We start from the raw sequence: 303 nt of genomic DNA, 5'->3' as shown, positions 1-303 counted from the left end.
GATGATGAAGCAACTGTTTAACTAACAAGGCTGTTATGGCAGATATTTCCACGCCGGTGGCACTGGTCACCGGCAGCGCGTTACGACTGGGCCGGCATATGATTTGCAAACTGCATCAGGCTGGCTATAACGTCATTGTTCATTATCATCAATCACAGACGGCTGCGCAAAGCTTAGTGGCTGAGCTTAACCAGCAAAGGGCAAACAGCGCGGCCATGGTCAGCGCCAATTTAACGGACGATACCGCTATTGCCGCCCTGGCACAGGATGTGCTGGCCTGCTTTGGCCGGCTGGATGTATTGG

1 protein-coding gene is annotated in these 303 nt (G+C 53.1%); it reads left to right on the top strand.

What is annotated here, in order from left to right; genetic code table 11:
- Positions 1–35: 35 nt before the first annotated feature.
- The coding region (locus V7D78_RS14250) for an SDR family NAD(P)-dependent oxidoreductase (protein WP_333609123.1) at positions 36–303 on the top strand (268 nt) is incomplete at its 3' end.

The sequence above is a fragment of the Arsukibacterium sp. genome (genome assembly GCF_036735525.1).
Classification (GTDB): Bacteria; Pseudomonadota; Gammaproteobacteria; order Enterobacterales; family Alteromonadaceae; genus Alishewanella.
This window is presented reverse-complemented; position numbering and strand designations above follow the sequence as displayed.